This window comes from Citrobacter telavivensis (assembly GCF_041807075.1).
Taxonomy (GTDB): Bacteria; Pseudomonadota; Gammaproteobacteria; order Enterobacterales; family Enterobacteriaceae; genus Citrobacter_A; species Citrobacter_A telavivensis.
The window spans coordinates 1,540,190-1,563,132 of record NZ_JBGUBF010000001.1 but is presented as its reverse complement, the minus strand read 5'-3'; the positions used below and the strand labels follow the sequence as shown (position 1 = coordinate 1,563,132).

The 22,943-nt window shown below is 53.2% G+C and carries 20 protein-coding genes and 1 pseudogene; 11 read left to right on the top strand and 10 right to left on the bottom strand.

The features are described 5' to 3' along the window. The 5 genes from ACERJC_RS07390 to pcaC are packed head-to-tail and all read left to right on the top strand — an operon-like array spanning position 1 to position 4,364. Complete coding sequence (locus tag ACERJC_RS07390; protein ID WP_371896409.1) at positions 1-657, top strand: 3-oxoacid CoA-transferase subunit B; 657 nt, start codon at positions 1-3, stop codon at positions 655-657. 9 nt (positions 658-666) lie between these two features. Further along, the gene (pcaF, locus tag ACERJC_RS07385) at positions 667-1,869 is read left to right on the top strand and encodes a 3-oxoadipyl-CoA thiolase (protein ID WP_373671687.1); all 1,203 of its coding nucleotides are present in this window, start codon (positions 667-669) and stop codon (positions 1,867-1,869) included. A gap of 9 nt (positions 1,870-1,878) precedes the next feature. Next, entirely contained in the window at positions 1,879-3,243 is a 1,365-nt protein-coding gene (locus ACERJC_RS07380) for a 3-carboxy-cis,cis-muconate cycloisomerase (protein WP_373671370.1), read from the top strand. Beyond that, positions 3,221-3,985: a 3-oxoadipate enol-lactonase gene (gene pcaD, locus ACERJC_RS07375; RefSeq protein WP_373671369.1), complete on the top strand. Its 765-nt coding sequence runs from the start codon at positions 3,221-3,223 to the stop codon at positions 3,983-3,985. Before ACERJC_RS07380 ends, pcaD begins: the two co-directional genes overlap by 23 nt. Then, positions 3,975-4,364, top strand: coding sequence for a 4-carboxymuconolactone decarboxylase (pcaC, locus tag ACERJC_RS07370; protein WP_152404480.1), 390 nt, complete (start codon positions 3,975-3,977; stop codon positions 4,362-4,364). Before pcaD ends, pcaC begins: the two co-directional genes overlap by 11 nt. A gap of 46 nt (positions 4,365-4,410) precedes the next feature. Here the strand turns inward: pcaC and ACERJC_RS07365 are convergent, their stop codons facing one another. Both ACERJC_RS07365 and ACERJC_RS07360 read right to left on the bottom strand, forming a co-directional pair. After that, complete coding sequence (locus ACERJC_RS07365; protein WP_373671368.1) at positions 4,411-5,643, bottom strand: diguanylate cyclase domain-containing protein; 1,233 nt, start codon at positions 5,641-5,643, stop codon at positions 4,411-4,413. Positions 5,644-5,696: 53 nt separating this feature from the next. Continuing rightward, positions 5,697-7,811, bottom strand: coding sequence for a putative bifunctional diguanylate cyclase/phosphodiesterase (locus tag ACERJC_RS07360; protein WP_373671367.1), 2,115 nt, complete (start codon positions 7,809-7,811; stop codon positions 5,697-5,699). Positions 7,812-8,246: 435 nt separating this feature from the next. Here ACERJC_RS07360 and ACERJC_RS07355 point away from each other — a divergent pair, with 435 nt between their 5' ends. The 4 genes from ACERJC_RS07355 (at position 8,247) to dbpA (ending at position 12,314) form a co-directional block, all read left to right on the top strand. Next, positions 8,247-9,380: a methyl-accepting chemotaxis protein gene (locus tag ACERJC_RS07355; protein ID WP_373671366.1), complete on the top strand. Its 1,134-nt coding sequence runs from the start codon at positions 8,247-8,249 to the stop codon at positions 9,378-9,380. A gap of 89 nt (positions 9,381-9,469) precedes the next feature. Continuing rightward, positions 9,470-10,453: a zinc transporter ZntB gene (gene zntB, locus ACERJC_RS07350; protein WP_152404488.1), complete on the top strand. Its 984-nt coding sequence runs from the start codon at positions 9,470-9,472 to the stop codon at positions 10,451-10,453. Positions 10,454-10,728: 275 nt separating this feature from the next. Beyond that, positions 10,729-10,911 (top strand): proline-rich small protein YnaL, encoded by a 183-nt coding sequence (gene ynaL / locus ACERJC_RS07345; RefSeq protein ID WP_152404490.1) that lies wholly within the window; start codon positions 10,729-10,731, stop codon positions 10,909-10,911. A gap of 29 nt (positions 10,912-10,940) precedes the next feature. Further along, positions 10,941-12,314 carry an ATP-dependent RNA helicase DbpA gene (dbpA, locus tag ACERJC_RS07340; protein WP_373671365.1) on the top strand — a complete coding sequence of 458 codons (1,374 nt, stop codon included), beginning with the start codon at positions 10,941-10,943 and terminating at the stop codon, positions 12,312-12,314. A 44-nt stretch (positions 12,315-12,358) separates the two neighbouring features. Here the strand turns inward: dbpA and ttcA are convergent, their stop codons facing one another. The 6 genes and pseudogenes from ttcA to nifJ form a co-directional block, all read right to left on the bottom strand. Next, a complete protein-coding gene (gene ttcA / locus ACERJC_RS07335; protein ID WP_152404494.1) occupies positions 12,359-13,294 on the bottom strand; it encodes a tRNA 2-thiocytidine(32) synthetase TtcA in 936 nt (311 codons plus the stop codon). A gap of 49 nt (positions 13,295-13,343) precedes the next feature. Then, a pseudogene (locus tag ACERJC_RS07330) lies at positions 13,344-13,555 on the bottom strand (site-specific integrase); the annotation flags it as partial. Positions 13,556-13,612: 57 nt separating this feature from the next. Then, entirely contained in the window at positions 13,613-14,047 is a 435-nt protein-coding gene (gene uspF, locus ACERJC_RS07325) for a universal stress protein UspF (protein ID WP_042318856.1), read from the bottom strand. A gap of 81 nt (positions 14,048-14,128) precedes the next feature. Then, positions 14,129-14,341 (bottom strand): KTSC domain-containing protein, encoded by a 213-nt coding sequence (locus tag ACERJC_RS07320; protein ID WP_152404496.1) that lies wholly within the window; start codon positions 14,339-14,341, stop codon positions 14,129-14,131. A gap of 155 nt (positions 14,342-14,496) precedes the next feature. Then, positions 14,497-15,621, bottom strand: a complete 1,125-nt coding sequence (gene ompC / locus ACERJC_RS07315) for a porin OmpC (RefSeq protein WP_152404499.1) — start codon at positions 15,619-15,621, stop codon at positions 14,497-14,499. Between the two features lie 366 nt (positions 15,622-15,987). Beyond that, entirely contained in the window at positions 15,988-19,512 is a 3,525-nt protein-coding gene (nifJ, locus tag ACERJC_RS07310) for a pyruvate:ferredoxin (flavodoxin) oxidoreductase (RefSeq protein WP_373671364.1), read from the bottom strand. 609 nt (positions 19,513-20,121) lie between these two features. Between nifJ and ACERJC_RS07305 the strand changes: the two genes are divergently transcribed. Continuing rightward, positions 20,122-20,649 carry a C40 family peptidase gene (locus ACERJC_RS07305; protein WP_373671363.1) on the top strand — a complete coding sequence of 176 codons (528 nt, stop codon included), beginning with the start codon at positions 20,122-20,124 and terminating at the stop codon, positions 20,647-20,649. A 156-nt stretch (positions 20,650-20,805) separates the two neighbouring features. After that, positions 20,806-21,078 carry a putative hemolysin gene (locus tag ACERJC_RS07300; protein WP_373671362.1) on the top strand — a complete coding sequence of 91 codons (273 nt, stop codon included), beginning with the start codon at positions 20,806-20,808 and terminating at the stop codon, positions 21,076-21,078. Positions 21,079-21,085: 7 nt separating this feature from the next. Here the strand turns inward: ACERJC_RS07300 and hslJ are convergent, their stop codons facing one another. Together hslJ and ACERJC_RS07290 are read right to left on the bottom strand one after the other, a co-directional pair. Continuing rightward, positions 21,086-21,508 carry a heat shock protein HslJ gene (gene hslJ / locus ACERJC_RS07295; protein WP_178822945.1) on the bottom strand — a complete coding sequence of 141 codons (423 nt, stop codon included), beginning with the start codon at positions 21,506-21,508 and terminating at the stop codon, positions 21,086-21,088. Positions 21,509-21,619: 111 nt separating this feature from the next. Next, a complete protein-coding gene (locus ACERJC_RS07290) occupies positions 21,620-22,609 on the bottom strand; it encodes a 2-hydroxyacid dehydrogenase (protein ID WP_152404505.1) in 990 nt (329 codons plus the stop codon). Positions 22,610-22,943: the final 334 nt, after the last annotated feature.

Here is a 22,943-nt window from a genome sequence, read left to right as displayed (position 1 = left end):
ATGAAGAAATTATCCCGTGACGACATGGCCAGACGCGTGGCGCAGGATATTCCTGAAGGAGCATACGTCAATCTGGGGATCGGCTTGCCGACCCGCATCGCCAACTACCTGCCGGCGGAAAAAGAGATTTTCCTGCACAGTGAAAATGGCCTGCTCGGGATGGGGCCAAAACCTGCAGAAGGGGAAGAAGATCCGGAACTGATTAACGCCGGAAAAGAGTACGTCACCTTGTTGCAGGGCGGTTGCTTTTTCCACCACGGCGACTCTTTCGCCATGATGCGCGGCGGACACCTCGATATCTGCGTGCTGGGGGCGTATCAGGTCTCTGCATCAGGGGATCTTGCCAACTGGAGTACCGGTGCGCCGGACGCCATTCCCGCCGTGGGCGGCGCAATGGATCTGGCGATCGGTGCGCGCCAGGTTTTCGTGATGATGGACCATCTGACCCGCGACGGTGAGTGCAAACTGGTTGAGTACTGCACCTACCCACTGACGGGCATGGGCTGTGTCAGCCGTATCTATACCGACCTGGCAGTGATCGACATTACCGACACGGGGCCGGTTGTCCGGGAGATTTTCAACGGTCTCTCTTTTGAGGAGTTGCAGCGTCTGACGCCGGTAACGTTGAGCTGTGAACCGCTGGCGCAAAGCGCATAAGGAACTATGATGAATCAGGCATTTATCTGCGATGCAGTGCGGACCCCTTTTGGTCGCTTCGGCGGAACGCTGGCGAGCGTCAGGGCTGACGATTTGGCCGCCATTGTGCTGAAAGCCTTGCTTGAACGTAATCCTGGCCTCGATCCGGCGCTGATTGATGATGTGATTTACGGCTGTGCAAATCAGGCGGGGGAAGATAACCGCAACGTGGCGCGGATGGCGCTGCTGCTGGCCGGGCTACCGGAAAGCGTTCCGGGCAGCACGGTGAACCGTCTGTGCGGATCCAGCCTTGATGCCATCGGCATCGCCGCGCGAGCGATTAAAAGTGGTGAAACGCAGCTGATGATCGCGGGTGGCGTGGAGAGCATGTCGCGTGCGCCATTTGTGATGGGTAAAGCAGAAAACGCCTTCAGCCGGAATATGAAAATCGAAGACACCACGATTGGCTGGCGTTTTATCAACGCGCAAATGAAAGCACGCTATGGTGTAGATTCTATGCCGGAAACGGCGGAAAACGTGGCGCAGGAGTTTGGCATATCGCGCACCGATCAGGATGCGTTTGCCCTGCGCAGCCAGTTACGCACCGCTGCCGCTCAGGAGCAGGGACTGTTCGCGCAAGAATTGATTCCTGTGACAGTGTCACAGAAAAGGGGCGATCCGCTGATCTTTCGCGAGGATGAGCATCCGCGCGCAACGTCGCTGGAGGCGCTCGCCAGGCTGAAAGGCGTGGTTCGCGCCGACGGTACGGTATCGGCGGGCAATGCGTCTGGCGTCAACGACGGTGCCTGTGCGCTGCTCATCGCCAGTGAACAGGCGATGGTACAGCAGGGGTTGCAACCGCTGGTGCGTATTGTCGGTGTGGCAACCGCTGGGGTCGCCCCGCGAATTATGGGCTTCGGTCCGGCACCGGCGGTCCGTAAAGTGCTGGCACAAACAGGATTAACGCTCAGTCAGATGGATGTCATCGAACTTAACGAAGCGTTTGCCGCGCAGGCGCTGGCGGTGATGCGCGATTTGGGGCTACCCGATGATGCCGCCCAGGTGAATCCCAACGGCGGCGCGATTGCCCTCGGCCACCCTCTGGGGGCATCGGGCGGTCGTCTGGCGATGACCGCCGCTTACCAGTTACAGCGTACCGGCGGCCGCTATGCGCTGTGTACGATGTGCATTGGCGTGGGTCAGGGGATCGCATTGATTATTGAACGTGTGTAAGGAGCAGGAATGACCTTGCTAACCCCGTTGATGCGCGGAACGGCGCTCACGGCAGAATTTTCAGATTTACAGCTTCTCCAGGGAATGCTCGATTTTGAAGCCGCGCTTGCCCGCGCGCAGGCCGCCTGCGGAGTGATCCCGGCAACGGCTGCCGGGCCTATCGCCCAGGCCTGTCGCGCGGAGTTGTTTGATCTGCCCGCGCTGGCGGAATCGGCGCGGGCGGCAGGCAATCTGGCGATTCCGCTGGTAAAACACTTAACCGAACGGGTGAAGAGCGCAGATCCTGACGCGGCGCGCTACGTCCACTGGGGGGCAACCAGTCAGGATGCGATCGATACCGGTCTGGTGCTGCAACTGCGTGCCGCGCTGAATCACACGCAACGCGCGCTGGGTCAGTTGACAGAAACCTTTGCCCGTCAGGCATTGCACTACCAGCACACCGTCATGCCTGGGCGTACCTGGATGCAGCAGGCGCTGCCGGTGACCTGGGGCTTAAAACTGGCGAGCACGCTTGATGCGCTGCTGCGCTGGCAGGAACGCCTGCAACAGTTGCGGCCTCGCGTCCAGGTGCTGCAGTTTGGCGGCGCGGCGGGAACGCTGGCATCACTCGGACAGGACGCTCTACCGGTGGCAGAACGGCTTGCGCAGGAACTGGCGCTGACGCTGCCGGATACGCCCTGGCATACCCAGCGCGATAGACTGTTAGAAGTCGGGGCATGGTATGCCGGTGTTGGTGGTACCCTCGGCAAGTTTGCTCAGGACTTTGCGCTGCTGATGCAGACTGAAGTGGCAGAAGTCAGCGAACCTGCCGCCGCAGGTCGGGGCGGATCGTCGGCGATGCCGCATAAACGAAATCCGGTAAGCTGTGCGGCGATCCTGACCGCCACGCAGCGTACGCCAGGGCTGATGGCCACACTCTTTGGTTGTCAGCTACAGCAGCATGAACGCGCGCTCGGCGGCTGGCAGGCCGAATGGGAAGTCCTGCCGGAGGTCGTCATGCTGGTCGGGCACGCGCTGGAGGAAACCCAGCTGCTCGCCCTGCATATGCAGGTTTTTCCGCAAAAGATGCGTGACAACCTGGACATCACCCACGGTCTGATGATGGCGGAAGCGGTCACTCTGGCGCTGGCGGCATTTATCGGCAAACAGGACGCGCACCATCTGATTGAAGGGCTGTGCCATCGCGCAATAGAAAACGATCGATCCCTGCATTCGGTGCTTGTCGATGACCCGCAGGTGATGGCCCATCTTAATGAATCTCAGCTGGCGGCGTTACTGGATCCCGGCACGGCGACCGGCAGCGCGGCACACTTTGTTCAACGTGTGCTTGCACGTTACGAGGAACGACAGCATGGAACTGAATTACCAGATTGATGGCCCGGACGATGCGCCGGTGGTGGTGTTATCCAATTCCCTGGGCACCACGCTTACGATGTGGGCGCCGCAACTTGCCGCGTTGAGCGCACAGTATCGGGTGTTGCGCTATGACACTCACGGGCATGGTGCTACGGGTAAAACGGGGCCAACCGATCTCGCCCGGTTAGGGCAGGATGTGATTGCGTTGCTTGACCACCTGGATATTCCGGCAGCGCATTTTTGCGGGATCTCGATGGGAGGGCTCACCGGGCTCTGGCTTGCCTGTCATCATCCTCAGAGGATGCTGAGCGTGACGGTGATAAACAGCGCCGCACGCATCGGTGATGAGGCGGGCTGGCACGCTCGCGCACAACATGTTCGTCAGAACGGACTGCGCGACATTGCCGTCAGCGCCCCTGAACGCTGGTTCAGCCCATCCTTTTGTCGGTCCGCACCGCAAACGGTCTCAACCCTGTGTCAGCAACTCGCGGACTCGTCAGCAGAAGGATACGCCGCCTGCTGTGATGCGCTGGCTACGGCTGATTTACGTGAACAGATTAGCCGTATTACGCGGCCGGTGCTGCTGATCGCCGGAGAATATGACCCGGTCACCACCGTGGACGACGCCCGGTTTATGCATCAGCGTATTGCAGGTTCCGTGCTGGCCGTGGTGAAGGCGTCCCACTTATCCACTATTGAAGCGCCGGCCACGGTGAACGCGGCGTTATTATCGTTTCTGGGAGGACAGCATGCAGGATGAAGAACGTTATCAGCAGGGAATGGCCATACGCCGGGGTGTCCTGGGCGATGCGCATGTTGACCGTACCGTGCAAAATCTGACGCCGCTGAATGAAGAATTTCAGAACTTTATTACCCGTTATGCATGGGGTGATATCTGGAGCCGTCCCGGACTGGATCGGCATACACGCAGTATGATAACCATTGCGATGCTGATTGCGCTCAATCGCGAGGCGGAGCTGAAAATGCATCTCAATGCTGCGTTCAACAACGGTGTAACGCGTGAGGAACTGAAAGAGCTGATCATGCATTCGGCGCTTTACTGCGGACTGCCTGCCGCCAATGCGACGCTGCATCTGGCGCAGCAGGTTTTTGATCAGCGCGACGCCGCGGGGAAATAAATCCGGACACCCCGGCGACGGTGCGCGTCGTCGGGGGACACCGTTTTCACGCTGCGAGCACCCGGTTTCGCCCATCGTTTTTGGCCCGGTAGAGTGCAGCATCCACCCGCTTAAACAGCTCATCGATACTTTCGTTAGGTTCGTGGTGGGCCACGCCAATGCTCACGGTAAAGCGCGGCAGGCCGGGGAGGCCAATTTTCGCCACCGAGGCGCGAATGGATTCGGCTAGCTGCAGCGCGGTCTCCAGCGGGGTACGCGGTAACAGCAAAATAAACTCTTCGCCGCCCCAGCGGAACACTAAATCACCGTTGCGCGCGCAGGATTCCAGGTTTCGCGCCAGCTCGCAGAGCACCTCATCCCCTTTCAGGTGACCATACAGGTCGTTAATGCTTTTAAACCGGTCGGTATCAATGAGCAGCAGGCTGTAATCCTGGGGCAGGGACAGATGCTGCATCTGTCCCTGTTCAGTCAGTTGATAGAACTGACGACGGTTGAGCAATCCGGTCAGCGCATCATGCAGGGCGGCGTGCTCCAGTTCTTGTTCGAGGCGTTTCTGCTCGGTGATGTCGTGAATGATGCACAGCATCAGTCTGTCGCCGTAGATTTCAATCGGCCCGGCATAGGTTTGCACATGGCGGGTTGTGCCATCGGCAATTTTATGGACAAAACTTAACGGTTTATGCCCGCCCGGAAGTCGCGCAATTTCATGCATAATCGGCAGAATCTTCCGACCCAACATATTGATTTCCCACGTATGTTTCTGGCACATTGCCTCCAGGCTGTAGCCGTAGAAATTGAGCGCCGCCAGGTTGGCATCGACAATAAGTCCCTCTCTGGAGGGGTCAATCAGCAGCATGGGGGCGGAGTTAGTGAGAAAAAATCGGGCGTAAAATCCCTGCTTTTTACGCTGATAGGTTGCAGACCGACTGGCCTTCAGCCCCTGCGCCGCCGGGGTATCAATGCCTTCGAAGAGAATCACTTCACCGGAGCCCGGCAGGTCTTTTACCGACAACCGGCAGGTGAGCGCAGCCGGATTATTTTCACGCGGCACCGTCAGAATTTCGACAATATCCTGCTGGTTGCGAAGATCCGTAATATAGTTCGGTAAGATAGTCTGCGCGTGGGTGGAATACACCCCTTTGCGCAGTTGGCTGAAGGTGTATCCTTGCATCATCTCTCTGGCGATACGATTGGCAAAGAGTAATTCTTCGGTGCCTGGAGAGACGATCCAGACCGGAAGCGTTAATAAATCCAGTGCATTCAGGTTGTGTGCAATCATCAGTAATCCCGTTATTTTTATTCATTATTTTGCGAACATGCGAGAATAGTTTTTTATAATGTAATAGAACGTTGTGGTGATAAACAGGAAACAACGTTTAGTTGTTCAATGAGATTATCCTTTTGTAATAGTGACGGTATTTGCTGTGCCGGTAAGGGATGGGCATATAAAAAACCTTGCAGTACGCCACACCCCATCTGCGTCAGGAGTCGCTCTTGCTCAGGCGTTTCGATCCCTTCCGCGACGACGCGTAAATTCATAGAGTGGGCGATATCAATAATCGTCGAGACAATTTTGCTGTTCTTGTTGTTCTCATTGATATCTTTAATAAAGATACGATCGATCTTCAATTCCCGCGCCGGGAGTGATTTCAACATTAGCATATTTGAATATCCGCTTCCGAAATCATCAATTGAAACCGTGATCCCGGCAGTCGAAAAGCTATTCAGGATCTGAGTGCTGCGCTCGAGATTTTTTAGCACGGCACTTTCCGTTATTTCCAGCGTTAACCGGGACGGCAGGATCTGGTAACGGGCAAGCGCGCTACAGACGATATCGACGATATCATGCTGTTCAAACTGCGTCGCAGAGAGGTTAATCGCAAGCGACCAGTCGGTATGTCCTTGCTGGGTCCATTGACAGAGCTGCGAACAGGCCTGCTGAATCACCCATTTCCCGACCGAAAGCATGAGACCCGTATCTTCAAGCGTGGGGAGAAACGCGCCAGGCATCAGTAGCCCTTGTTCAGGATGCCGCCAGCGCAACAGCGCCTCAAACCCGGCCAGAGTGCGGTCACTGGCAGTATATTTTGGCTGATACCATAGCTCAAATTCATGACGCGCCAGCGCCTGTGACAGGTCCTGTAAAAAGGCTGGCGCGGTGGTGACAAGGGCTTCCATTTCCGGCTGGTAGATGGCCCAGCCGTCGCGACCCTGCTGCTTCACATGATACATGGCGACATCCGACTTCACGCGTAGCTCATGCGGGGTGGTACCGTGTTCGGGATAGAAGCTGAGCCCGGCGCTGAGTGAAACGCGAATGACATGGCCTGAGAGAGAGAAAGGCATTCGCAGAGCGTTGGCAATACGGTCCATCCGCGTGGAGATAGCTTCGGTATTGTTCTCCGGCATCAATAGAATAAATTCGTCTCCCCCTAAGCGGGCAAGCGTCATGGTGTCATCAAGACAGGCGAGGATGCGCTGGCTACTGGCTACCAGTAATTGGTCGCCAATATGGTGACCCCAGGTGTCATTGACGACTTTAAAACGGTCAAGATCGATAAAAGCAAGGGCAAACCGCCGCTGGTTGAGCGCCGAGTCTTCCATACAGGCCAGTAAACAGGTGTCGATTTGTGCGCGGTTGGGCAGCCCTGTCAAGGCATCGAAATGACGTTGCTGGGTCAGTTTCTTGCTGAGATGGGAGAGGTTTTCTGCCAGTTGCGACGCCCGCACCTGCGAGTCAAGCATGGAGATCACCAGCATCACGCCCAGCGTGACCAGCGTGATACCCGCGACGCAGATGGCGAGTTCAACCTGACTGAGTCCCGTGTGGAGTGTGTGGCTATGATGACTGAACGTGGCCGCGCTCATACCGGTGTAGTGCATGGCGGAGATCGCCAGCGCGACAATCAGTGACGCCGCCAACCGGTTAAGCAACGTCTGGCGCGTATTCTGCTGCTGTGAAAAAGCCAGTCGCAGGCCGAGACCGGAAGCCATGACGGCGATGATAACGGACAGGGCTACCAGCCCCCGATTCCAGACGATGGCACCTTGTCCGACGACTGCGGCCATCCCAACATAATGCATGGCGACCATTCCCATGCTCAGAACCACGGTTGCGACCAGCAGTCTGATGCGTGAGAGCGGTGTGCCGGGAATCACAATGTGAATTGCAAACGACGCCGTGAGCAGGGCAATAGCAAGGGAGAGAAGGGTCAACGGCAGATGATAGTTAAGGGGCATGCTCATTTTCATCGCCAGCATTGCGATGAAGTGCATAGACCAGATCCCCATACCGAGCGTAATACCCCCCGATAAGCGCCAGAATATCGATTCTCGCCGCGCAGAAATAGCCACTTTACCCGCGCTATCGAGGGAGACAAATGCAGCAATGAAGGCAACAAGAAACGAGATGCCGATTAGTACCGGATCCCATGATATGTGCAACATCTTGCTTTCCATCGAGAGTCTGTCGTGCAGTTAAATTTAGCAGGGATTCATCCTTTCGCATGAGAAAAAAAAATGACAAATCCTGAAATTTTCACCTTCTTCATTAGCGTTCTGCGGTGAAAAGCGGCAAAAGCGCGAAGGTACTTATTTAAACGTTATGAAATCTAATCAGTTAAGCTGTGGTTAATGCGCGTTACATAGAGTGTCGTGTCACTTAACTGTTCAGGAGTGGAATCTCATGAGCCTGGAGGGGAAAGTCGTCTCTTCCATGATTAACATGAAGCATAAGGTAAATTTATCTTCCATTATCCCGCTTTAAGGTAAATTTAATTAATCTCAGCGTGAAGATGAGATACAGAGCTAAACGAGAAGAATATATGCTTTTCTGATGCTATATAAATATGACCTGCCATATTAACCTCTAACAGGTTTACAATGTTAAAACACATTAGCGTCAGAACATTTATTCTCGTATTTCTGCTATTTGTCTTTTTCATGATCAATGTTGTGCAAATAATGTACTTGGTGAAATTTCCGGTATTCATTGCAATGAACGTCATTTTTCTGCTGGCGCTACTGTCATTATGGTGCTACATGACAATATATCTTGTCACCCCCATCAATACGGTGAAAAGAAGTATTGAGGCGGTGACCGCGGGAAATCTCGCTGTTCATATTCCTGAATTTGGTAATAACTGTGCCGGGAGACTCATTCCGGGCATCAACAGTTTATCCGGCAGCATCGCGACGCTGGTGCGGGAGATCCGACTTTCTTCGAAAACAGCGCTGTTGTTGTCAGAGCAGTTGGCTGCCCGCAGCGCTGAATTATCGGTAAAAACAGAACAGCAGTCCGCCTCATTAATCCAGACCGCCGCCAGTATGGAACAAATGGCAGCCAGTACCCGCAACAACGCTGACCACACGCGACTCGCCAACCAACAGGCCGACAGCGCGATGCAATGCGCGTACAAGGGCAGCGAATTAATGGTTCAGGTCGCCAGTAATATGCATTCGATTACGGCGTGTGCGCAGCAAATGACAGAAATAATCACCCTGATTGATGATATTGCGTTCCAGACCAATATTCTGGCGCTGAATGCCGCTGTAGAAGCAGCGCGTGCAGGAGAGCACGGAAAAGGATTTTCCGTCGTGGCGACGGAGGTTCGAAATCTGGCGCACAGAAGTGCAGAGGCCGCGAAAAATATTCGGGGGCTCATCGATGTGACTCATCAAAATGTGCAGCAAGGCGCAACGATTGTGGGCGAAACAGAAAAAAATATGCAGGAAATTGTTCAGGGTGCAGGGCAATTAAGCCAGTTGATGAGTGAAATATCGGCCACCACGACTGAACAGGAAAAAGGGATTAATCAGATAACCCTGGCGATGAACGAACTGGAAAAAGTGACGCAAAGTAACACCCTGATGGTGGACGAATTATCAGGATCGTCAGATGTTCTGAAATCTCAGGTTGTCGATCTCCAGTCAAAAACACATCAATTCCGTTTAAGTGATTCGGCAGAAGAGATATCCCCCCCGGTGCACAAGCGCTATGCTCGCGGGTTTTCATGAGCCATTTCAGCACAATGGGAGAATGAGTGGTTGCTTAACATACGTCGACGGCTAGACTAACCAGAAAAGCGCGAGGTATGGGAGGCGAAATGGAAGCCATCAAAGGGTCTGAAGTCAGTGTGCCGGATGCGGTGTTTGCCTGGTTGCTGGACGGCAAAGGCGGCGTAAAACCGCTGGAAGATGATGATGTGATCAGCAGCGAACATCCGTGCTGGCTGCACCTGAACTACACGCATCCGGACAGCGCGCAATGGCTGGCAACGACGCCGTTATTGCCGAATAACGTCCGTGACGCGCTGGCCGGTGAAAGTCTTCGTCCGCGCGTTAGCCGCCTGGGGGAAGGGACGCTCATTACGCTGCGCTGTATTAATGGCAGCACCGATGAACGTCCCGACCAACTGGTCGCAATGCGTCTGTATATGGATGAACGGCTGATCGTCTCAACGCGACAGCGTAAAGTGCTGGCGCTTGACGATGTGGTCAGCGATCTCCAGGAAGGCACCGGGCCTGCCGACTGTGGCGGCTGGTTGGTTGACGTATGCGATGCGCTGACGGATCACGCCAGCGAATTTATCGAAGAGTTGCACGATAAAATCATCGATCTCGAAGACAATCTGCTCGATCAACAAATCCCGCCGCGCGGATTCCTCGCACTGTTGCGAAAACAGCTGATCGTCATGCGCCGCTATATGGCTCCACAGCGCGATGTGTACTCGCGCCTGGCCAGCGAGCGTCTGCCGTGGATGACGGACGATCAGCGACGCCGGATGCAGGACATTGCCGACCGACTGGGAAGAGGGCTGGATGAAATTGATGCCTGTATCGCCCGTACCGGCGTTATGGCGGATGAGATTGCTCAGGTGATGCAGGAGTCTCTGGCAAGACGCACGTATACCATGTCATTGATGGCGATGGTTTTCCTTCCCAGCACGTTTCTGACCGGACTGTTCGGCGTCAATCTCGGCGGCATACCCGGCGGAGGGTGGCAATTTGGTTTTTCACTCTTTTGCATTCTGTTAGTGGTTCTGATTGGTGGTGTTACTTTATGGTTGCATCGTAGTAAATGGTTGTAAAAACGGGTGTTTTAAGAGATTTCTACACCTAAAAACGGCTTTAAGATTGAGCGAAGTCAATAAATGCGACGCCTGTTAGGGGCAATATCACTCTTGCAGGTGAATGCAACGTCAAGCGATGGGCGTTGCGCTCCATATTGTCTTACTTCCTTTTTTGAATTACTGCATAGCACAATTGATTCGTACGACGCCGACTTAAATAAGTCGGCTTTTTTTTGTCTGCCTGTTTTCAGCAACTACCCTAAAAGGGAGTCAATGACAGACCGGAGGCAACGATGTTACCTGTGTTAACCTTGCACGATCGGGCGATTCATTTCTCTGATTCCGTGCCAACCGACCCCATACCCATCCCTGAGCCGATTCCCCGTCCGCAGCCGATGCCGGATCCGCCGCCGGATGAAGAACCGATTAAAATGTCGCATCACAGGCGCAGATCTGCGAGGATACGCGCCTGCTGACTGTGAGTCGTTTACCGTGAGATTAAATTGTGACTGCTTTTGCTACCCTGAATGTGTTACCCGCCGCCCAGCTTGAGAATCTGAACGAGCTGGGGTATCTGTCCATGACACCCGTCCAGGCGGCGGCATTGCCGGCGATCCTTGCCGGGCAGGATGTCCGGGTGCAGGCGAAAACCGGCAGCGGTAAGACGGCAGCATTTGGTCTCGGGCTGTTACAGCATATTGATGTCACCCTGTTTCAGACGCAGTCGCTGGTCCTGTGCCCGACGCGCGAACTGGCGGATCAGGTCGCGGGCGAACTGCGTCGTCTGGCGCGTTTCTTACCGAATACTAAAATCCTGACGCTTTGTGGTGGACAACCTTTCGGTGCACAGCGCGATTCTCTTCAACATGCGCCGCATATTATTGTCGCCACGCCCGGTCGCTTACTCGATCATCTGCAAAAGGGCACCGTTTCGCTGGACGCGCTGACCACTCTGGTGATGGACGAAGCTGACCGGATGCTGGATATGGGATTCAGTGAGGCGATAGACGAGGTGATCCGCTTCGCGCCCGAGTCGCGTCAGACGCTGCTGTTTTCGGCGACCTGGCCGGAAGCGATCGCGGCCATCAGCGGTCGCGTACAGCGAAATCCGCTCTCTATCGAAATTGATTCGGTGGATGCGCTTCCCGCCATCGAACAGCAGTTCTTTGAAACGTCCACGCACGGTAAAATTCCGCTGCTGCAAACGTTGCTCAGCCAGCATCAGCCAGCTTCCTGCGTGGTGTTCTGTAATACCAAAAAAGATTGCCAGGCGGTGTGCGATGCGCTGAATGAGGCTGGACAAAGTGCGCTCGCGCTGCACGGCGATCTGGAACAGCGCGACCGCGATCAGACGCTGGTGCGCTTTGCCAATAGCAGTGCGCGGGTGCTGGTGGCGACTGACGTTGCGGCGCGCGGACTCGATATCAAATCGCTGGAGTTGGTGGTGAATTTCGAACTGGCGTGGGATCCGGAAGTCCATGTTCACCGCATTGGACGTACCGCGCGCGCCGGGAACAGCGGTCTGGCTATCAGCTTTTGCGCACCGGAAGAAGCGCAGCGGGCGAATATTCTCTCTGAAATGCTACAGATAACCCTTAACTGGGTCTCCGCTCCGGCTCAGCGCACGGTAACGCCGCTGGTTGCTGAAATGGCGACGTTGTGTATCGACGGCGGTAAGAAGGCCAAAATGCGTCCGGGCGATGTGCTGGGCGCGTTAACCGGCGATATTGGTCTGGATGGCGCGGATATTGGCAAGATTACCGTTCATCCGGCGCATGTTTATGTGGCGGTCCGTCAGTCGGTGGCGCATAAGGCGTGGAAACAACTGCAGAATGGGAAGATCAAAGGCAAAACCTGTCGGGTTCGCCTGCTGAAATAAACGCTTGTTGGGCCGGAGACAAAACGTGTCCGGCCCGCTTCACATTACTTCACTTCAACAACGTTCAGACGCAGCTCGTCAAGCTGATTGTCGTCTTCTTCCGGTTGCCAGCCTGCGGGCTGAAGCGGGATCTCTTCACGATCAAACGCCAGATCGCCGCCATCGACAACATCAGAACCGTGCTTAATGCCTTTGAAATCGAACAGGTTAATGTCGCTCAGGTGTGAAGGCACCACGTTCTGCATGGCGCTGAACATGGTCTCAATACGGCCGGGATAGCGTTTATCCCAGTCGCGCAGCATATCGGCAATCACCTGACGTTGCAGGTTTGGCTGCGAACCGCACAGATTACAAGGGATGATCGGGAAGCCTTTGGCTTCGGCAAAGCGTTCAATATCCTTTTCACGGCAGTAGGCCAGCGGGCGGATCACGATATGTTTACCATCATCGCTCATCAGCTTCGGCGGCATGCCTTTCATTTTCCCGCCGTAGAACATATTCAGGAACAGGGTTTGCAGAATGTCGTCGCGATGGTGGCCCAGGGCGATTTTGGTGGCACCCAGTTCCGTCGCCGTGCGATAGAGAATGCCACGGCGCAGGCGTGAACAAAGAGAGCAGGTGGTTTTGCCTTCCGGGATCTTATCTTTCACGATCCCATACGTATTCTCTTCAACAATCTTGTACTCAACGCCAAGTTGTTCAAGATATTCAGGCAGAATGTGCTCGGGGAAACCGGGTTGTTTCTGGTCCAGGTTAACGGCGATCAGAGAAAAGCTAATAGGGGCGCTTTGCTGCAAATTGCGCAAAATTTCCAGCATGGTGTAGCTGTCTTTACCGCCGGACAGGCAGACCATGATGCGGTCGCCATCTTCAATCATATTGAAATCGGCAATCGCTTCGCCCACGTTACGACGCAGACGTTTTTGCAATTTATTCAGGTTGTACTGTTCTTTCTTAGTAATATCTTGATTTTGCGACATTTAATCTTTACTCAAATATCAAACGGGGCACCAGTGGGACAAAAGCGCTTTACATCGCCAGCGTCGAGTTTAGCATTGCTATCTGCTCACTCTTCATTTCTTCAATCCCGGTAGCATTGATTTCATACACCAGCTGCGCATTTTTGTGCCCCACCTGATGGCAACAAAAGACGGGTTTGCGCCTGCGGGTAATAATCCGCATGCGAAAGTGTGCCGTGTATGGTACGGATTGCGGCGACGAATGCCAGCACGTTTTACAGCTTAAACGTTCTGAAGGAAGGGAACAAAAAGCCCGCAGCGATGTGCGGGCTGAAAATGTTAGCGTACGACCAGTACGGAACACTCTGCATGGCGTACCACAGCAGCGGCGTTCGACCCTAACAGATATGTTGTAATGTCCGGGCGGTGCGAAGCAATAATCACCATATCAACCGCCAGTTTTTTCGCCATTTCAAGAATCTTGTCTTTTGGCGAGCCTTCAGCGATATGGATCTGTACTCTGTCCGACGGGATAGTGAACTTCTTGATAATCTCTTCCAGTTGAGATTTCGCTTCGGCTTTCAGATCGTCCATGGCAGGCAACTCCGCAGAGTAGGCCAGGCCCAGTGCAGAATAGTAAGGCAGAGACGGGATGACGGTCAGGAAATGAACCTGTGCATCGTCAATTTTCGCCTCGGCTTCGACATGATTAATCACACGTTGAGTTAATTCTGAGTCTGAAATATCGATGGGTACAAGAATTGTTCTGTTCATTAAACCTCCTGTTTGAGTATCCATATAAAGTGTAACGTCTTATCGCAGATTCAGTACAATGATAATGATCACATTTCAGCATTATTTGTTTTTAGTTTCTGGATACTTACCCTTAATAACGCCGTCATAAAATCGGCCTTTTGAGACCACAGAAAGAAAATTTTGGTATATATGCGCAGGGACTCCGCGATATTGCAGAACACCAGACTGGTAGAAACGAATTTCCAGCGTAGACGATTTCTCGTCATAGCCGACGGATGCGATTCGTGATGATTTTACGGGTTGATGGTTCATGGCGGCATCCTCGACGGCAGGTCATACAATGAATATATCATCTAACTGAAGGGGATTTTAGTCTACAAGATATCGCGTTTTGTTATAGGTAAAGCGGATAGGTTCTAACCGGGTGAACGTGATAACAGCCCGCCGTTACCCGCGGGCTGAGGGGCTTAGAACTGGTAGACCATACCGAGTGCGACGACATCATCGGTATTAATATTGTTACGAGAATAGAAGCTGTCGTCGTTATCCAGCAGGTTGATTTTATAATCAACGTAGGTGGACATGTTCTTGTTAAAGTAGTAAGTCGCGCCAATATCCGCGTATTTCACCAGATCTTTGCTGTTGTCATTGCCCTGACCGGTCAGATCTTTACCCTTTGACATCAGGAAGGAAACCGCTGGACGCAGCCCGAAGTCGAACTGGTATTGTGCCGTCACTTCTACGTTCTGGGTTTTGTTTGCTACGCCGTCATCACCATACGGGGTCATGTTACGGGTTTCAGAATACATAGTGGCCAGATAAATGTTGTTGGCGTCATATTTCAGACCCGCAGTCCAGGCATCCGCCTTATCGCCACCCGCGACGCGACCGCCGGTATTGACCTGCTCGTTGGTACGATCGGAAGTGGTGTAGGCTGCACCGAAGCTAACCCCCATCCCGACGTCATAGGTAGACGAGATACCGAAACCGTCGCCGTTAGCGTTCTGGACGGTGCGATCGCCACCATTACCGGTGCCTTCCTGTTCATTGGTTTTCTGATTTTCGTTGGCACCCTGATACTGCAGGGCGACGTTCAGGCCATTAACCAGACCGAAGAAATCAGTATTACGCCAGGTTGCAACACCGTTAGCACGACCCGTCATAAAGTTGTCAGACCGGGTATAGGAGTCGCCGCCAAATTCAGGCAGCATATCGGTCCAGCCTTCCACGTCGTACATGACGCCGTAGTTACGACCGTAGTCAAATGAACCGTAATCGCCAAATTTCAGACCAGCAAAGCCAAGACGGGTAAAGCTGTTGCCGTGATCGCTTTCGGTGGTGTTAGCGTTAACCTGATATTCCCACTGGCCGTAACCGGTCAGTTGGTCGTTAATCTGCGTTTCACCTTTGAAACCCATACGGACATAAGTTTGATCGCCATCACTGTTGGCATCATCAGAGAAATAATGCAGGCCATCAACTTTGCCATACAGATCTAATTTGTTGCCGTCCTTATTATAAACTTCAGCGGCATGCGCGGCGCCTGCGGCTAACAGGGCAGGGATAACAAGGGCCAGTACTTTTCTTTTCATCGACATTATCCTTTAGTTTTATTATTTACCTGTAACTCCCTCTGTTGGGGAGTAAAAAAATACTAAAGGAGAAGTTCCGCAAAGAGATAAACATCAATCGTTACGTCTTAAGTTAAACCTTAAATAAATAATTCTGTAGAAATGATAATAATTGGCATGAATATAATTGCATGAAAGATATAAAATTTAAATTATACAAAATAAAGACGATGCGATATTCTGCGCCTGTTATATGCCTTTATTGTCACGTACTGCTTTTTTGTTGGTCCATTGCGAAACGTACTGATTTACCGACAAAGAAATTGACAAGCCCGAACAGATGTTCGGGCTTTTTTTTGCGTTCAGTCAGCGATTCCAGCAACCGGGTCAGTCAGTACTGGTCTTCTCTGCTTTACCTGCCAATTGCGCAAGGAAGTCATAGCGTTTTTGCAGATCCGCCGCGGCGTCTTTCCATAACTGCTCGGCCACGTCCGGTTGCTGCGCATTCAGGCGACGGAAACGCTGCTCGTTGAGCAATGTCTCCGCCAGCGCATCTGACGGTGGGCGAGAGTCCAGCGCCAGCGGCAATTTGCCTTCATCCGCGCGGCGTGGGTCAAAGCGGTAGAGCGGCCAGAAGCCGGTCGCCGTCAACTGACGCATCTGATCGTGACTCAGCGCGAGGTCATAGCCGTGTTCTTCACACGGGCTGTAGGCGATGATCAACGACGGCCCAGGATACGCTTCCGCTTCCTGAATGGCCTTCACGGTCTGGTTGAGTTGTGCACCGAGCGAAATCTGCGCCACATAGACATGACCGTACATCATCATGCTGACACCCAGATCTTTACGCGCCTTACGCTTACCGTGCTCGCCAAATTTCGTCACGGCACCGAGCGGCGTGGCTTTTGAGGCCTGACCGCCCGTGTTGGAGTAGCATTGCGTATCCAGCACCAGAATATTGACGTTTTCAGTCAGGCTCAGCACATGATCCAGCCCGCCAAAGCCAATATCGTAGGCCCAGCCGTCACCACCAATCAGCCAGATGGATTTTTCAACCAGCGCGTCGGCATCGGTGAGCAGTTCACTTGCGCCATCGACATCCTTCAGATGCTGACGCAGCGCGGCAACCTGCTCGCGACGCACTTCAGGCGTCGCTTCCGCATGCAGTGCATCGTTCAGTTCGGCCGGGATCTGGTCGGCAAACTGTTCAAGCAGGCGCAGAACACGTACCCGATGCTGATCGACCGTCAGCCGGAAGCCCAGACCGAATTCCGCGTTATCCTCAAACAGCGAGTTTGCCCACGCCGGGCCGCGACCATGGATATCGGTGGTGTAAGGTGTGGAAGGCAGGTTACCGCCGTAAATAGACGAACAACCGGTGGCGTTGGCGATCAGCATTCTGTCACCGTAGAGTTGGGTCAGTAGCTTGATATACGGCGTTTCGCCACAGCCGGAACAGGCACCGGAATACTCAAACAGCGGCGTAATCAGCTGCGACGTACGGATATCGATGCGCTCAAGTTTACTGCGGTCAATTTCCGGCAGACTGAGGAAGAAGTCATAATTCACTTTTTCTTCTTCTACGTGTTCAAGGCGGGACATCATATTGATGGCCTTGATTTCCGGATCCTGACGGTCCTTCGCCGGACAGACTTCCACGCACAGATTACAACCGGTGCAGTCTTCCGGCGCGACCTGCAGAACGTATTTTTGCCCGCGCATATCCCGTGATTTCACATCCAGCGAATGCAGGCTGGCAGGGGCGTTTTCCATCGCTTCCGGCGAGACCACTTTGGCACGAATTGCCGAGTGCGGGCAGGCTGCAACGCAGTGGTTACACTGGGTACACAGTTCTTCTTTCCAGATGGGGATCTCTTCGGCGATGTTGCGTTTTTCCCAGCGCGTAGTGCCCATCGGCCATGTGCCGTCAGGGGGTAGCGCCGAAACGGGAAGGGCGTCGCCAAGGCCCGCGAGCATGGCTGCGGTGACCGTTTTTACAAAGTCAGGCGCGGCGTCAGATACCACCGGAGGACGGTTAGCGCTGTGCGGATCAACCGCCTGTAGCGGCACCTCAGCAACGGATTCTCGCGCCAGCGCCAGTGCCTGCCAGTTGCGTTCTACCAGGTCCTGACCTTTACTGCTATAGCTTTTGGCGATCGCGCCCTGCAGCTCAACCAGCGCGCTGTCGCCCGGCAGGATTTGTGTCAGATGGAAAAACGCCATCTGCATGACGGTGTTAATACGCGCCGCCAGTCCACATTCACGGGCGATTTTCACCGCATTAATGACGTAAAAACGCGCTTTCTTCTGGTTCAGTACCGCCTGTACTTCCTGCGGCAACCGTGACCAGACCTCATCGGCGGGATATGGCGTATTCAGCAGGAAAATACCACCGGGCTTCAGACGCTCAGCCATCTGGTACTTGTCGATAAACTGCAACTGATGGCAGCCGACAAAATCGGCCTGAGAGATCAGGTAAGCGGAACGGATCGGCTGTTCACTCACGCGCAGGTGAGAAACCGTCAGACCGCCGGCCTTTTTGGAGTCGTAAACGAAGTAACCCTGGGCATACCACGGCGTCGAATTACCGATGATCTTGATGTTGTTTTTGGTTGCCGAAACGCTGCCATCACTGCCGAGGCCGTAAAACAGCGCTTCCAGTTTGGCCGTCGCCGGCAGGGTGTTATCAGGCAGCGGCAGCGACAGGTTAGTCACATCATCGTAGATACCAACGGTAAAGCGCGGTTTGGGTTTGGCGTGGCTCAATTCATTAAAGACCGCCAGCACGCAGTCCGGACCAAACTCTTTTGACGAAAGGCCATAGCGGCCACCAATCACGCGCGGCAACGTTTCGCGTTCGCCGCAGTTGAAGGCTTCCGCCAGCGCGGTCATCACGTCGAGATACAGCGGCTCGGCCTGGGCACCCGGTTCTTTGGTTCGATCGAGCACGGCAACCGCGCGAACGGATTCAGGCAAAGCCCGCAGCAGATGTTTAGCCGAGAAGGGGCGGAACAGACGGACTTTCAGCACCCCGACTTTCTCGCCGCGCGTCAGCAGTTCGTCGACCACCTCTTCGCTGGTGCCGATGGCGGAGCCCATCAGAATGATGACCCGTTCGGCCTGCGGATGACCGTAGTATTCGAACGGCTGATACTGACGACCGGTTGCCGCGGCGAAGTCATTCATCGCCTGTTCGACATGGTCATATACCGCGTCATACCACGGGTTGGTTGCCTCTCGGGACTGGAAGTAGGTGTCCGGATTCGCGGAGGTGCCGCGGATCACCGGGTGTTCCGGATTGAGCGCCCGCGCACGGTGCGCCTCAATTTCAGCCTGTGGCATCAGGCCGCGAATGGTGTCATCCGCGAGCGGGATGATTTTGTTGATTTCATGCGATGTGCGAAAACCATCAAAGAAATGAATAAAGGGAACCCGACTCTTCAGGGTGGCGATTTGCGAGATCAGCGCAAAGTCCTGCGCTTCCTGTACGCTCGCCGCGCACAGCATGGCGCAGCCGGTCTGGCGGACGGCCATGACGTCAGAATGATCGCCAAAAATAGACAGCGCGTGGGTTGCCACAGTACGCGCAGCGACATGCAGTACAAAGGGGGTTAACTGTCCCGCCAGTTTGTACAGCGTGGGGATCATCAGCAGTAACCCCTGTGAAGAGGTAAAGGAGGTAGCTAGCGCGCCGGTTTGCAGCGCACCGTGAACGGTAGCAATAGCACCGCCTTCCGACTGCATTTCGACGACACGCGGCGTATCCCCCCAGACGTTTTTTAGCCCGTTGCCTGCCCAGGCATCTGCCTGTTCAGCCATCGTTGAACTGGGCGTAATGGGGTAGATGGCGATAACTTCACTGGTACGAAACGCCACCGAAGCGACTGCACCATTACCGTCAATTGTTTGCATATGACACCCTTACATTGCGCAAAAAAAGAGGGACGCAGGAAACAACTTAGCGCCCTGATAGTTATTCCTTAAGTATAGGGCTTTCCTGTATTCCCTTGAAGTTGTGCTGCTTTCGAGTGCACAAATTGACACAAGGATCGCAAAAATAGCGACCATTTTATTACGTACCAACAAAGGCTGGGTTGTATATTTAATTGTGTATTTTTGTTGCTAATTGGTTATTGGTTGCGGGAGATGAGCGAAATTTTCCTTACTCTCCGCGATAATTTTATCGCTGGAATAACAATAAAAAATACATTGTCCAAAAATGGATTGGGATTCTCTTTGAGGATTTCCTTAATGAATTTATTATCTTCGCTGTCGTCATCACGATGTAAATTTCTTAATAAGGTTTTTTAAGTTCGGTATCCGGTAGCCCACGTCTATACTGGGCGCTATTCAGAACAAGAGAGCCTGAAAATCTTCAGGTCACTGAATGTCGATAATCTCTATTTAATCGCGAATACGCGTTATAACAACAATGACTCTTTTATCTATCCCTATAGATAACTCTTTTTCGTGCGCAAAAAGTCTGGATGTGTCCATGTATTTAATTGTTTTGATTAGGTTATGTTTCGAATATTATTGCTCGCTTTACTTATTTCCGTCTCGTCGTCGCCATTTGCCATGGTGAAAAGCCAGGTTAAAAACATAGGTTTCAATGCCGTATCTCATCTGACTTATTCTGAAGGGTACTTTTCGCAAGCACCTGTTCCGAATAAGAAAGCGCAACTTAAGCGTCGCATTATGAGTGAATTTGCCGCGTGGAGAGGAACCGATTACCAATGGGGGGGAGATAGCCGCAGAGGAATTGATTGTTCCGCATTCACACGCAGAATCATCGCGTCGGTGATCAACAGACGTTTACCGCGAACGGCGCTGGAACAAAGTCATACCGGTCATCCTGTCAGCCAGCGTGAACTCAAAGTCGGCGATCTAGTGTTCTTTAAAACGGAGCCGAACGTGCATCATGTTGGCGTCTATATCGGCAATGATTCCTTTATTCATGCGTCCAGTTCGCAGGGTGTGACGCTGTCACATTTGTCGAATCAGTACTGGCAGGCGCATTATTTGACCGCGCGTCGGGTAAGCGCATAACGACAGAACAGGTCAATAGGATCAAAAACCGCGTGAAAAAGCGCAATAAAATGCGGCGAGGCCGCATAAATGCGCGTTTTGGCTCTCGACGCGACGGATTCGGATGCCTATTATTAGTGCGGCTTGTTTACGCTTACAGAATATGAGGGGAGTCAAATGCGCGCAGCGTTTTGGGTAGGATGTGCCGCGTTAATATTGTCGGCTTGCAGCAGTGACAATGAACCTGTTCAGCAGGCGACAGCAGCGCACGTCGCACCGGGTTTAAAAGCGGCGATGACCAGTTCCGGTGAGGCCAATTGCGCCATGATTGGCGGTTTACTTTCCGTTGCTCGTCAGTTGGATGGATCGGCAATCGGCATGTGCGCGCTTCCCAACGGCAAACGTTGCAGCGAACAATCCCTCGCCGCGGGAAGCTGTGGTAGCTACTAAGCTTCCATTACTGCACTAAATCGGCAAGTTTATAGCTTAACGTATGCTCCGCGGTGGCCAGGGTGAGCTGGTTCGCGGTCAGGTCGACCTGTGCGCCTTGTTTCAGCATCGTGCTGAGGGTGTTATCCAGCTCGCTGAGCTGGGGATCGGCGCACATCATACGGGTCATCGCCATCTCTTTTACCTTCAATGCGCCGTCAGAGAGTGATGCCTGACCGTTGAAGCGATTGCACATATTGCCGGAAATCGTCATCTTTTCGCCAAAGCTCAGCTCAAGCGGATGGCCCGTCGCACCGATCGGTTTACCGTCCACACTCTCCAGAACAAAGCGATGATGCTGCAATTGCTCGCGGCTAACCGACACTTTTCCATTACTGACACAACCTGCTATCAGCAGGCTCAGCGCAACCAGCGCTATGACCTTCTTCATGTTAGTTCTCTGCATTAAAACCGTATTTACCACCGACAGCATACCGATCTTATTGCCAGTGGCTTTGGGGAAATTCTGAAATGCCCTCCTGAAAACAGGAGGGCGACGGGATCAGAACAGGGCGTTAGGACTGGTTTCTCCGTTCGCTAACTGCCGCAAATTCTGTAACGTAGTCTCAGAAATGCTGGTCAGCGCTTCCGCGGTCAGGAAGGCCTGATGCCCGGTGAACAGCACGTTATGACAGGCGGACAAGCGACGGAAAACATCATCCTGGATAACGTCATTCGACTTATCTTCGAAGAACAGATCGCGTTCGTTTTCGTAAACATCCATCCCCAGGGAACCAATTTTCTGATTTTTCAGCGCCTCAATCGCAGCCTGAGAATCGATCAGCGCACCACGACTGGTGTTGATGACCATCACGCCGTTTTTCATCTGATCAAACGCTGCATGGTTCAGCAGATGATAGTTTTCCGGTGTTAACGGGCAGTGTAGCGAAATCACATCGGATTCGGCGAACAGCGTCGGCAGGTCAACATATTCCACGCCGAGTTCGAGCGCAGCGGCGCTGGGATAGGGATCAAACGCCAGCAGACGCATGCCAAAACCTTTCAGAATACGCAGGGCGGCGATGCCAATCTTCCCGGTGCCAATGACGCCCGCAGTTTTTCCGTGCATAGTGAAACCCGTTAACCCTTCCAGAGAGAAGTTGGCATCGCGGGTACGCTGGTAAGCGCGGTGAATACGGCGGTTGAGGGTCATCATCATGCCCACCGCGTGTTCCGCGACGGCTTCAGGAGAATAGGCCGGGACGCGAACGACCTGCAGACCAAGCTCTTTTGCCGCATCCAGATCGACGTTATTGAAACCCGCACAGCGCAGCGCAATATACTTAACGCCATGATTTTTCAGCTCTTCGAGTACCGGGCGACTGCCATCATCATTCACGAAGATACAAACGGCTTCACAACCATGTGCGGTTTTTGCCGTTTTCTCCGTCAACAGAAAATCAAAGAATTCAAGCTCAAAGCCAAAAGCCTCGTTAACCTGTTGCAGGTACTTCTTGTCGTACTGTTTTGTACTGTAGACGGCGAGTTTCATAAGACTTTCTCCAGTGATATTGAATCACAGTTATCTAATTCAAATTATTCTACAAAATATAAAATATCATTGAAAGTGATACGTATAATGAATAATTCTAGAGCATCTATCGGTTATGCATCCATCATACTAAATTTTAACAACTTTCTTAAGCATATGACTTCTGTGGTGCATCCAGGGGGCATAGTGGTTGACATGCGGTCATTCAGCACATCGACCTGATTCCTCTCTCAGCGCCACCTTGAGTCGGCCTCATCGGCCCTCTGTGTCAGCGATATGAGGACACGCTTTGGGAAAACCAACCGCATGGGTCAGTGAACATAAGAGGCGCTGT

What these genes read in the sequence shown, in the direction of transcription:
- ACERJC_RS07390 (WP_371896409.1), top strand. Translation starts at nt 1, where the DNA reads ATGAAGAAATTATCCCGTGACGACATGGCCAGACGCGTGGCGCAGGAT.
- pcaF (WP_373671687.1), top strand. Translation starts at nt 667, where the DNA reads ATGAATCAGGCATTTATCTGCGATGCAGTGCGGACCCCTTTTGGTCGC.
- ACERJC_RS07380 (WP_373671370.1), top strand. Translation starts at nt 1,879, where the DNA reads ATGACCTTGCTAACCCCGTTGATGCGCGGAACGGCGCTCACGGCAGAA.
- pcaD (WP_373671369.1), top strand. Translation starts at nt 3,221, where the DNA reads ATGGAACTGAATTACCAGATTGATGGCCCGGACGATGCGCCGGTGGTG.
- pcaC (WP_152404480.1), top strand. Translation starts at nt 3,975, where the DNA reads ATGCAGGATGAAGAACGTTATCAGCAGGGAATGGCCATACGCCGGGGT.
- ACERJC_RS07365 (WP_373671368.1), bottom strand. Translation starts at nt 5,643, where the DNA reads ATGATTGCACACAACCTGAATGCACTGGATTTATTAACGCTTCCGGTC.
- ACERJC_RS07360 (WP_373671367.1), bottom strand. Translation starts at nt 7,811, where the DNA reads ATGTTGCACATATCATGGGATCCGGTACTAATCGGCATCTCGTTTCTT.
- ACERJC_RS07355 (WP_373671366.1), top strand. Translation starts at nt 8,247, where the DNA reads ATGTTAAAACACATTAGCGTCAGAACATTTATTCTCGTATTTCTGCTA.
- zntB (WP_152404488.1), top strand. Translation starts at nt 9,470, where the DNA reads ATGGAAGCCATCAAAGGGTCTGAAGTCAGTGTGCCGGATGCGGTGTTT.
- ynaL (WP_152404490.1), top strand. Translation starts at nt 10,729, where the DNA reads ATGTTACCTGTGTTAACCTTGCACGATCGGGCGATTCATTTCTCTGAT.
- ttcA (WP_152404494.1), bottom strand. Translation starts at nt 13,294, where the DNA reads ATGTCGCAAAATCAAGATATTACTAAGAAAGAACAGTACAACCTGAAT.
- uspF (WP_042318856.1), bottom strand. Translation starts at nt 14,047, where the DNA reads ATGAACAGAACAATTCTTGTACCCATCGATATTTCAGACTCAGAATTA.
- ACERJC_RS07320 (WP_152404496.1), bottom strand. Translation starts at nt 14,341, where the DNA reads ATGAACCATCAACCCGTAAAATCATCACGAATCGCATCCGTCGGCTAT.
- ompC (WP_152404499.1), bottom strand. Translation starts at nt 15,621, where the DNA reads ATGAAAAGAAAAGTACTGGCCCTTGTTATCCCTGCCCTGTTAGCCGCA.
- nifJ (WP_373671364.1), bottom strand. Translation starts at nt 19,512, where the DNA reads ATGCAAACAATTGACGGTAATGGTGCAGTCGCTTCGGTGGCGTTTCGT.
- ACERJC_RS07305 (WP_373671363.1), top strand. Translation starts at nt 20,122, where the DNA reads ATGTTTCGAATATTATTGCTCGCTTTACTTATTTCCGTCTCGTCGTCG.
- ACERJC_RS07300 (WP_373671362.1), top strand. Translation starts at nt 20,806, where the DNA reads ATGCGCGCAGCGTTTTGGGTAGGATGTGCCGCGTTAATATTGTCGGCT.
- hslJ (WP_178822945.1), bottom strand. Translation starts at nt 21,508, where the DNA reads ATGAAGAAGGTCATAGCGCTGGTTGCGCTGAGCCTGCTGATAGCAGGT.
- ACERJC_RS07290 (WP_152404505.1), bottom strand. Translation starts at nt 22,609, where the DNA reads ATGAAACTCGCCGTCTACAGTACAAAACAGTACGACAAGAAGTACCTG.